The following is an 8,896-nucleotide window of genomic DNA, read 5'->3' on the forward strand; positions in this document are numbered from 1 at the left end:
CCGATGCAAACAGAAGGGCGCCTGGTGTTGGGGGGGGGGGGGGGGGGGGGGGGGGGGGGGGCGAAACCCCCCCCCCCCCCCCCCCCCCACGACCCGGTCACGAAGCCGCGCAAAGCACCCAAATCGGGCACCGTGCTCTCTCCTTGTGTCCTCTGTGGACAGTCAAGAACGAGCCAGGCTTCTTCGGCGAGCGCGCCGCCAGCTCCATCACGTCGCGTTCGCCTTACCTCTCAAGAGAACCCGAATCGCCACTCGCGCCCAACTGATCAGCGGTAATGCGACTTTGCCGGGGCCCCGCATGCGATGCGGTGAAAGCGCCCTTCGCCGCGTGTAACGAGGGGAAAGTCCCCTTCAGCCGCCATGGATCGGGGCCCTTCCAGGTGAGTCAAGCCTGGAAGGGCCCCGACCGGAAGCGGGGAGCCCGGAGTGCGGTACCCGGCGGAGCCCGAATCACCGTCGGTCCCGGTTACCTCCTGGCGTCCCCAGGGGGTGGCGGTGGGTGCGGAGGCGTAGCTGCCCACCGCCACCTGAGGGACCGCGGCCGCCGCGCGCGGCCCCGGTCCGTTCGCGATCCCGGGTCACCCGGCGGGAACGCGAGCCCAGGGCATCCTTTCCGGCGCGGGAACGGCCTCGGTCGGCGTCTCGGACAGGAAGTCCCGCTCGAACGGGGCCAGGATGTCCTCCCCGATCGGCGTCGCCGCGAACGAAGGAGCGGCGGGGGCGGGGAACACCGGCTCGGGCACCGGCAGCCGCCGGTCGAGTTCGGCGGTCCAGTGGATCATCGCCTTCGGCCGGTCCCAGCCCGCCGCGCCGATCAGCCTGCCGTCGCGGACGAAACCGGTGACCCCGTCGGAGAGTTCGATCGTGTCCTTGCCCAGCGACGGCATCCCGGCGGTCTGCAACCGCGCGTCGTACAGGGACGACCAGGCGCGGGGGAGTGGCGTGTACGGCCGCGCGTTGTCCCGGCCCAGCATCAGGCTTTCCGCCGCCGCGCGCCCGGATTCGACGCCGTTCATCCAGTGCTCGACCCGTCGTGGGGTCTCGTCTATCCGCAGGTTCGGCCATTTCGCGACGTCGCCGGCGACCACGACGTCTTCCGCCCCGACGGCGAAGAGGGTCGATTCGCACAGCACACCGTCGTCGATGGTCAGCTCCGAGCCGCGCAGCCAGTCCACGGCGGGCACGCTCCCGATCGAGAGCACCACGCAGCTGGCCACCAGGAACTGGTTGTTGGTCAGGTGCAGCCCTACCGTCTCCTTGGTGCTGATCCAGTTCCGCACCTCGGTGTTCATCGCCAGCTTGGCGCGATGGTGCTGGTGTTCCTTGGTGAGCGCCGACGCGATCCGCTCCCCGAAGCGGTGCAAAGGCGCCTTCGCGTGGCCGATGAGTGTGACGTCCCGGCCCATGTACCGCATCGACGCGGCGAACTCGTTCCCGATCAGGCCGCTGCCGATCACCACGACGGATTTGTTGCTGTTCCCCAAGGCCCGCCGGACGGCCAGTGAATCCTCCACGGTCCGCAGCACACGGACCCGGGGGTCGTGGCGCGGCGAGCCGGGAAGATGCCGGGGGTAGACGCCGGTCGCGATGATCAACCCGTCGTACCACAGGGATTCACCACCCGGCAGATGGACGGTGCGCTCCTTGCTGTCGAGCCAGGTCGCGCGGGTGCCGAGCCGCCAGTGGACGTCCAGGTCGACGTAGGGCTCCAGGCTCGCGGCCACCGGTTTCACTCCGCCGGTGATGAGCTCCTTCGACACCATCGGCCGGTGGTACGGCTTCCGCGGCTCGTCGCCGACCAGCACGATCTCGCCGTCGAAACCGAGTTCCCGCAACCGTTCCGCCGAGCGGAGGCCGGCGACGCCCGCCCCGACGATGACGATCCGATCTCCGTCACTCATCGTCGTACGCTCCTTCTCCCTTGACTCTGATGGCTTGTTTCGGGCAGAGCCGGGCGGCGGAGATGGCCTGGTCCAGCCCGTCCCGGTCGACCATCCGGCGGATGCGGAGCTTGCCGTCCGGTCCGATCTTGAACGTGGACGGCGCCTCCATCTCGCAGAAGCCGAAGATCTCGCACCGCTCGTTGTCGACGCTGACGCGAGTGCCGCGCCGGATGCTTCCGAAGATCATTGTTCGTTCTCCAAGTCGTCAGACCAGTTCTTCGACCAGGCCCAGCCGTTCCAGGTACCGGGTCGGCGTGAACCGCAGCGCGGTCAGCAGCACCGCGGGGACCAGCAGCGTGATCCCGCCGAACCACAGCAGGCCCAGATGCCCGTTGGCCATGGCCCCGAAGAACGCGTGCAACGCGGTGATCGCGACCGCCGGATAGGCGAGCCGGTGGATCCACAGAAAGCGCCGGTAGGAACTGAAGCGGCTGATGCCGCCGGTGAGCGCGACGGCGAGCATGACCTCGAGCCCGATGACGCCGAGTTCGTGCCGCGCGAGGGTGCCCGGCAGGAGCGGGATCGTGACTTGCGCCAGGGTGAATCCGTCGGGCAGGAACAGGAACGACATCGCGTGCACGACGCCGAACGACAACGTCAGGATGCCGAGCACCATATGCGAGTTGCGCAGTGCCTTCCGCCCGGTCAGCGACTTGATCCAGCCGGTCGCGGTGAGCACGCCCCAGCACAGGGTGAGGCACATGAAGCCGTACGAGATCCGGGCGGAGGTCTGCGCCATGCCCTTGATGCCGGGGTCGGTGTCCGTTTTCTGGGTCAGCACGATCACCACCTCGGACCACTGGTCATACATTGTTCTCTCCTGGGGCACTGGGAACCGGATCAGGTTCGGTGGTGGCCGCGCGGTCGCGGGTCCGGGTGTTCTTGCTGCGCAGGGTCCGGACGGCGAAGAACAGTCCGCCGCCGAGCACCACCGCGAGCAGCAGGCCGAGCGCGAGGTCGCCGAAGCCGACGTCCATCGCGGCGTTGGCCGAATTCGACTGCGGCACCGGGGCTTCCGGCATCAGCGACTGGTCGACGACGCCGGTGCTCTCCAGCAGGGTCATATGCCGCAGCACCGCCTGGTTGGCCGTGGTGGCGTAGTCACGGACGACGTCGTTGCGGGTACCGGCCCTGACCTGCGCGATGACGGGGAACAGCACACCGTGCGCGTACCGGAGCCGGTTGGCGAAGATGCGGTCGAACTCGCTGTCGTCGCGGGCGGCCTTCATCTCGCCGAGCCACGCGGACTGCTGATCCGACGGCTCGGACGGCAGGGCGATGCCGAACCGGTCGGCGATGGCGTGCGTCGCGGTGTCGAGCCTGCCATGGTCGATCATCAACGTCCGGCCGACTTCGCGGGTCCGCTTGCTCTTCCCGCGTTCCTGCGCCCACATCCCGGCGGGCATTTCCCACAGCCCGGCCAGTTTGACGTTGACGATCAGGTTCTTGTCCGCCGCGGAAAGCTCTTGAGCGTGCGCTTCGTCGACCGGGCCGAGCAGGCTCACCACGGCCGCGATCAGCAGGACGAGCAGCGGGCGGACGGGTCTGGGGAGGTCAGATGCCGAGGTCATCGGCCTGCCAGGTGTCGGCGGTGACCAGCACTTTCGTGCCGTCCGGCTTGGCGGGGAACCACGCGGCGTCGACGCCTTGCCCGCCGGTGTTGCCGGGCATCGCGTCGTCGGCGTTGCGGTAGAGCGGCCAGCCGGCGAGCGTGATCTGTTCGGTGCCGTCGTCCCTGGTCACGGTGCCGACGAGCGCGCGGTCGATGCCGGTGACCACGAGTTCACCGCTCGCCTTGGCAGGAATCCAGGTCCGCGCGCAGGTTTCGGTGCAATTCGACTTCGGCGGATTCACCGTGTCCTTGTCGTAGCGGTAAAGCGTGAAACCGTTGGTGTCGGTGACGATCGGCCCGAGGTCGAACAGGATCGCCGCCGTGACACCGGGGGCGGGTTCGGCCGCGGGGTCGGGCATTCCCGGGATCTGCCCGGTACCGGCGGTCGAGGCCGCGCCGGGAGAGCCGTTCGGTCCCGCGGTACCGGTGGTACAGGCCGAGGCCAGCGCGACCGCGGCCAAGGTGAGAGTCAGAGGTATGACCGAGCGTGACACGGGGTTCACGGAAATCCTCCTGTCGGGGCAGAGGAGAACGCCATCACCGCGGGGAGATGGTGTGCAGGCAGGTTCAATTCCACTGTGGACAGTCATGATCCACAGTGGATTCGGCGGTGCGGGGGACAGTGCCGGGTCGGGGTCTTCGGTAGGGGATACGGTCACGAGCGGGAAACGGTTCAAAAAACTTTCCCACGCTCGGAGAACCTGGCCGGAACGGTTTTGGTACTGGACTTATCGCCCCTGAGCCCACAAGGATGTGCCGCGTGGGACGCCACTCTCGGATACTGCAGCCAATCGTCGATCATGAACCCGCGTCGAACGGGCATGACGACCTCATCAGGGCGTTGTACCAGGAGTTCGGATCCAGCCTGATGGCGTTCGTGCTGAAGCTGACCGGCCACGATCGCCAGTGGGCCGAGGACGTGGTCCAGGAGACGCTCATCAAGGCGTGGCGCAACGCCGGCAAACTCGACCGGCAGCCGGAAATGCTGCGCGCCTGGCTGTTCACCGTGGCCAGGCGCATCGTCATCGACGGCTGGCGGAGCCGGAGCGCCCGCCCTCAAGAGGTGGAGGAACTGGAGTCGGATTCGATCGGAGTGCCGGACGAATCGGAGAAGACGCTCGCGGCCATGATCGTTTACGAGGCCCTGCGCAATCTTTCCCCGGAACAACGCGAGGCCGTTCAGCAGACCTATCTTCGTGACCGCACCGTGAACGAGGTCGCGGCGACGCTCGGGGTTCCGCCGGGTACGGTGAAATCGCGGATCCACCATGCTGTGCGCGCGTTGCGCAGGGCGCTGCAGGAGCGGGGGTGAGCGAGGTGTCCGGAGCTGTCCACACGGACATCGCCGCCTACGTGCTCGGCGTCCTGGGCGAGGAGGACCACGTCAGGTTCGAAGCGCATCTGCTGGAGTGCCCCGAGTGTCAGGTCGAGCTGGTGGAGATGTACCACCTGCCCGACATTCTCGACATGGTCAAGAAGAGCTGGCCGGATCCGCCCGTGAAGGGTCCGGGCCCGCGGGTGCTGCGAATGCTGCTCGCGGACGCGGCCAAGGCGGGCCGTCGCCGTAAGGTCATCCGGCTCGCCACGGCCGCCGCCGTACTCGTGCTCGTCGTCGGCGGACCACTCGCCGTCCTTTCGCTCACCGGCCGTGAACCGGTCGTGACACAGGCCGCGCCCACCGTCGTCACGTCGGTGGTGCCACCGCCTCCGTCGTCGTCGCGGGAACGTGAGACGGGTCCGGACGGCGGCGCCGCCCCGTTCGGCTGGTCCGAGGCGGGCAACGCGGTCGCCGCCGAGGTCACGGTGCAGGAGAAGGAGTGGGGCAGCGCCGTCGAACTCGAACTGCGCGGCCTCGTCGGCCCGATGACCTGCCAGCTTGTCGCCTACTCCCACGGCGGAGAGGCCTACGCCGTCAACAACTGGAGCGTGCCGGCCAAGGGGTACGGCGTCCCCGGTTCCCCTGCTCCCCTCGTCATCAGTGGTTCGACGGCGCTGCGGAAGGCCGACATCGAACGCTTCGAGGTCCACAAGTGGGACGGCACCGTGCTCGCCATCGTGCGCCGGTAGTCTTATAACGGAAAGATAACGGCCGGATCGCGTTTTGAACCGATCCTCGGCGGGCGCCGTATTCCCCAGTAGCCGGATCTGAATCGGCGGGCGAACAGAAGGGTTCGCCACGAATGCGGTAATCGGCGTATTCGACAAATGCGTGGCTCATGCCCGGGTTCGAGTGATCGGCGCGCCCGGAAAAGAATGAGGTGAGCAGCTAATGGCACGAAATCAAGGGCGCCATCGGATCGCCCGCAGGACCAAGATCGCGACCGCGTTGCTGGGCTTGTCGATCGCGGTCGGTGGACTGGTGGTGTCCACCACGACCGGCGACCCCGAACGCGCCGCCGCGGACGAGGTGGACAAGTCGCAGTTCGTGGACATCACCGAGGTCAGGCCGAACGTCGACAAGCCGGAGCCGGGCCGGAACGCCTCCACCGGCTCGTTCACCGTCGACTGCGGCCGGAACGAGAACGGGCATTTCAATCCCGACAACTTCATCGCGCAGCCGGGTGTCCGCAATGGTGCCCAGCATCTGCACGATTACGTCGGAAACCTTTCCACGAACGCGGATTCGGACAACGACAGCCTGCTGGGCGCCGGCACCACCTGTCGCAACGGCGACGAGTCGACGTACTTCTGGCCGGTGGTGCGGATCGATACCGGGGAAGAAGCCGGACGACAGCAGGGCCGCGACGGCGAACGGAATCGCCGGGACCGGAACGACCAGCGGGAACAGGTGCAGTTGGACGAGCCGAACGCGGACAACGAACTCGCCGGCAACGACGGCGAGATCCAGCGCCCCGCGGTCGTCGACATCACCTTCAAGGGCAACGCCAGGGAGAAGGTGAAGGAGATGCCGAAGTTCCTCCGGATCCTTTACGGCGACGCGAAGGTCTCCACGAACGGTCCCGCCAACGCGCGGGAGAGCTGGACCTGCACGGGCTTCGAGAACAGGCTCATCAAGCAGTACCCGATCTGCCCCGAGGGCAGTGACGTCAAGCGGGTGCACACGTTCCCGAGCTGTCTCGACGGCGACAACATCGACAGCGAAAATCACCGGGATCACATCAAGTACCCCGACGAGAACGGCGAATGCGCGAACGGTCTCACCGCCGTCCCGGAGCTCACCATCTCGCTGACCTACCAGATCCCGCGAGGGATTCAGCTCGCCGGACAGTACAAAGTGGACTCGTTCCCCGAAGAGGACCACAACCCCTTCTCCGATCACGACGATTTCGCGAACGTGATGCCGGACCGGATCATGGATCGTCTCGTCGACTGCGTCAACGAAGGCCGTCAGTGCCGCGAATGACGCCCTGAAGCGGAAGCAGGAACCTGCGAAGAGAAAGGAAGATACTCCGGCCCGGCGGGTCCCCCCTACACCTCACCCATCCGCCGGGCCGGCCCTACCCGGAAACCGATCGACACAACTGAAGAACGCTCCGCAAGCATTCACCCGTCCTGTCGGTGGCTTTCCTCGGGAGGCTCGCCGGCAGGACGCTTTTCGGTAGGTTGGCGGCATGGGTGAGCAAAAGGACCGCATGCTGCGCGGCGAGCTGTACCGGGACAACGACCCCGAACTGGTCGCGGACCGCAGGCGCGCGCAAGCACTCGTCGACCGGTTCAACGGCACGGGCGCCGAGGAGACCGGTGAGCGGGACACGATTCTGCGCGAACTGCTGGGAAAGCTCGGCGAGGGCTCCTGGATCATGCCGCGGTTCCAGTGCGACTACGGCTATCTGATCGAGATCGGCGCCAACAGTTTCCTCAACTACGACGCCATCCTGCTCGACTGCGCGCCGATCAAGATCGGTTCTGACTGCTCGATCGGCCCGCGCTGCCAGCTTTTGACCGCGCTGCATCCCATGGAGGACCACGAACTGCGGCGGCAGCGCTGGGAGTCGGCCGCGCCGATCACCATCGGGGACAACGTCTGGTTCGGCGGTGGCGTCATCGTCTGTGCCGGAGTGACCATCGGGGATGACGTGGTGGTGGGCGCGGGCAGTGTCGTCACGCGTGACCTGCCGTCGAAGGTGTTCGCGGCGGGCAACCCGGCCCGCGTCATCCGCGAACTCTGAAGCTCACCGGTCCACCGGCGTGATCCTGGTGCGGCGGCTGTGCTCGAACACCATGGAGGTGCGCACGTCGGCCACCTCGGGGCGTTCGGTCAGCTTGTCGATCACGAAGGCGTAGAGGCTGTCGTTGTCGGGCACCGCGACATGCAGGATGAAGTCCTCGGTCCCGGTGGTCACGTAGAGCCCGACGAGGTCGGGCAGCGCGTTGACCCAGTTCCGGAAGCCTTCGATGTTGCGCCGCGAGGGCGGGCGCACGCGCACCGCGATGAGCGCCTGCACCCCGCGGCCGATCGACGGCAGATCCACGTCCAGCAGCGCGCTGCGGATCACGCCGCGTTCCCGCAGCCCGCGGGTGCGATCCAGCGCGGTGGTCGGCGAAACGCCCACCGCGGCGGCCACTTCACGGTTGGTCTTCCGTGCGTCCGACTGCAATTGCGCCAGGATCGCCTTATCAAGTTCGTCCAATCGCGCCATCTCGCGCCTCTCGCCGTATTAAGTACGAACATGATGGACTGTACTCGTACGTCCTCTTAGCTTGACCTTGTTCATCCGTTTAAGTGAGCAGGAGATCAGCTGAATGTCCGAGCACGGTACGGCCATCGGATTCACCCCCGACGAAATCGACCTGACCGCGTCCACCCGGTCGGCCCGGTTGAAGTGGGTCATCGTGGTCAACAGCGAGCTGCCGCCGGGCCGGGCGGCGAACGCGGCCGTCTGCACCGCCGTCGCCACGGCGAAGTCGGTGACCGGGCTGCTGGGGGACGAAGCGGTCGACGCGAACGGCGAGCACTACTCGGGCCTGCCGTGGACCGGCTGCTCGGTGCTGGCGGCCGACGCCGCGCAACTCCGGGCCATCCGGACCAAGGCCGCGGCCTCGCCGGGCTGCCACGTCGCCGACATGCCCGCCGTCGCCCAGCAGATCCGCGTCTACACCGATTTCCTCGCGACGATGAAGGAGATCCCGACCGAGGAGATGGACTTCTGCGCCATCGGCATCGTCGGCCCGCGCAACCGTATCGACAAGCTGGTCGGGAAACTGCCGTTGATGCCGTGACCGGGTGGCCCTTCGGTACAGGTGGTCGTGGGGGGGGGGTTGGGGTGGGAACCCAACCCCCCCCCCCCACCCACCCCAACCCCCCCCCCAAGCACATTTGGCCCTTACCCCACTCCCAAAAATAACAGCAAAAGCCTCCAGAACTTTCCTCCCACCCCCC

11 protein-coding genes are annotated in these 8,896 nt (G+C 67.2%); 5 read left to right on the forward strand and 6 right to left on the reverse strand.

Annotated elements, in window-relative coordinates; all coding sequences use genetic code 11:
- Positions 1–578: 578 nt before the first annotated feature.
- Genes AC0685_RS43265 through AC0685_RS43285 form a run of 5 tightly spaced genes read right to left on the reverse strand, consistent with a single transcriptional unit; the run spans position 579 to position 4,058 of the window.
- Positions 579–1,901: an NAD(P)/FAD-dependent oxidoreductase gene (locus AC0685_RS43265; protein ID WP_340685150.1), complete on the reverse strand. Its 1,323-nt coding sequence runs from the start codon at positions 1,899–1,901 to the stop codon at positions 579–581.
- Positions 1,894–2,130, reverse strand: a complete 237-nt coding sequence (locus tag AC0685_RS43270; RefSeq protein WP_007033644.1) for a ferredoxin — start codon at positions 2,128–2,130, stop codon at positions 1,894–1,896. Before AC0685_RS43270 ends, AC0685_RS43265 begins: the two co-directional genes overlap by 8 nt.
- A gap of 18 nt (positions 2,131–2,148) precedes the next feature.
- Complete coding sequence (locus AC0685_RS43275; RefSeq protein ID WP_478230829.1) at positions 2,149–2,754, reverse strand: ferric reductase-like transmembrane domain-containing protein; 606 nt, start codon at positions 2,752–2,754, stop codon at positions 2,149–2,151.
- Positions 2,747–3,514, reverse strand: coding sequence for a DUF4142 domain-containing protein (locus AC0685_RS43280; RefSeq protein WP_478230830.1), 768 nt, complete (start codon positions 3,512–3,514; stop codon positions 2,747–2,749). The genes AC0685_RS43275 and AC0685_RS43280 overlap by 8 nt, the downstream gene beginning before the upstream one ends.
- The gene (locus AC0685_RS43285) at positions 3,498–4,058 is read right to left on the reverse strand and encodes a hypothetical protein (RefSeq protein ID WP_478230831.1); all 561 of its coding nucleotides are present in this window, start codon (positions 4,056–4,058) and stop codon (positions 3,498–3,500) included. Before AC0685_RS43285 ends, AC0685_RS43280 begins: the two co-directional genes overlap by 17 nt.
- Positions 4,059–4,315: 257 nt before the next feature.
- Here AC0685_RS43285 and AC0685_RS43290 point away from each other — a divergent pair, with 257 nt between their 5' ends.
- The 4 genes from AC0685_RS43290 (at position 4,316) to AC0685_RS43305 (ending at position 7,685) form a co-directional block, all read left to right on the forward strand.
- Entirely contained in the window at positions 4,316–4,867 is a 552-nt protein-coding gene (locus tag AC0685_RS43290; RefSeq protein WP_034317190.1) for a sigma-70 family RNA polymerase sigma factor, read from the forward strand.
- Positions 4,864–5,622 (forward strand): anti-sigma factor family protein, encoded by a 759-nt coding sequence (locus AC0685_RS43295; RefSeq protein WP_478230832.1) that lies wholly within the window; start codon positions 4,864–4,866, stop codon positions 5,620–5,622. The genes AC0685_RS43290 and AC0685_RS43295 overlap by 4 nt, the downstream gene beginning before the upstream one ends.
- 202 nt (positions 5,623–5,824) lie before the next feature.
- On the forward strand, positions 5,825–6,919 hold the full coding sequence (locus tag AC0685_RS43300; RefSeq protein ID WP_478230833.1) for a DUF1996 domain-containing protein: 1,095 nt from the start codon (positions 5,825–5,827) through the stop codon (positions 6,917–6,919).
- A gap of 208 nt (positions 6,920–7,127) precedes the next feature.
- The gene (locus tag AC0685_RS43305) at positions 7,128–7,685 is read left to right on the forward strand and encodes a sugar O-acetyltransferase (RefSeq protein ID WP_240597827.1); all 558 of its coding nucleotides are present in this window, start codon (positions 7,128–7,130) and stop codon (positions 7,683–7,685) included.
- A 3-nt stretch (positions 7,686–7,688) separates the two neighbouring features.
- Here the strand turns inward: AC0685_RS43305 and AC0685_RS43310 are convergent, their stop codons facing one another.
- Entirely contained in the window at positions 7,689–8,156 is a 468-nt protein-coding gene (locus tag AC0685_RS43310) for an Lrp/AsnC family transcriptional regulator (RefSeq protein ID WP_478230834.1), read from the reverse strand.
- Between the two features lie 103 nt (positions 8,157–8,259).
- Between AC0685_RS43310 and AC0685_RS43315 the strand changes: the two genes are divergently transcribed.
- Positions 8,260–8,736, forward strand: coding sequence for a DUF2000 domain-containing protein (locus AC0685_RS43315; protein ID WP_340685156.1), 477 nt, complete (start codon positions 8,260–8,262; stop codon positions 8,734–8,736).
- The last annotated feature ends 160 nt before the right edge of the window (positions 8,737–8,896 follow it).

The sequence above is a fragment of the Amycolatopsis sp. NPDC043889 genome, from assembly GCF_056435645.1.

Coding starts and splice junctions, on each gene's coding strand:
- AC0685_RS43265 (WP_340685150.1), bottom strand. CDS start 1,901: ATGAGTGACGGAGATCGGATCGTCATCGTCGGGGCGGGCGTCGCCGGC.
- AC0685_RS43270 (WP_007033644.1), bottom strand. CDS start 2,130: ATGATCTTCGGAAGCATCCGGCGCGGCACTCGCGTCAGCGTCGACAAC.
- AC0685_RS43275 (WP_478230829.1), bottom strand. CDS start 2,754: ATGTATGACCAGTGGTCCGAGGTGGTGATCGTGCTGACCCAGAAAACG.
- AC0685_RS43280 (WP_478230830.1), bottom strand. CDS start 3,514: ATGACCTCGGCATCTGACCTCCCCAGACCCGTCCGCCCGCTGCTCGTC.
- AC0685_RS43300 (WP_478230833.1), top strand. CDS start 5,825: ATGGCACGAAATCAAGGGCGCCATCGGATCGCCCGCAGGACCAAGATC.
- AC0685_RS43305 (WP_240597827.1), top strand. CDS start 7,128: ATGGGTGAGCAAAAGGACCGCATGCTGCGCGGCGAGCTGTACCGGGAC.
- AC0685_RS43310 (WP_478230834.1), bottom strand. CDS start 8,156: ATGGCGCGATTGGACGAACTTGATAAGGCGATCCTGGCGCAATTGCAG.
- AC0685_RS43315 (WP_340685156.1), top strand. CDS start 8,260: ATGTCCGAGCACGGTACGGCCATCGGATTCACCCCCGACGAAATCGAC.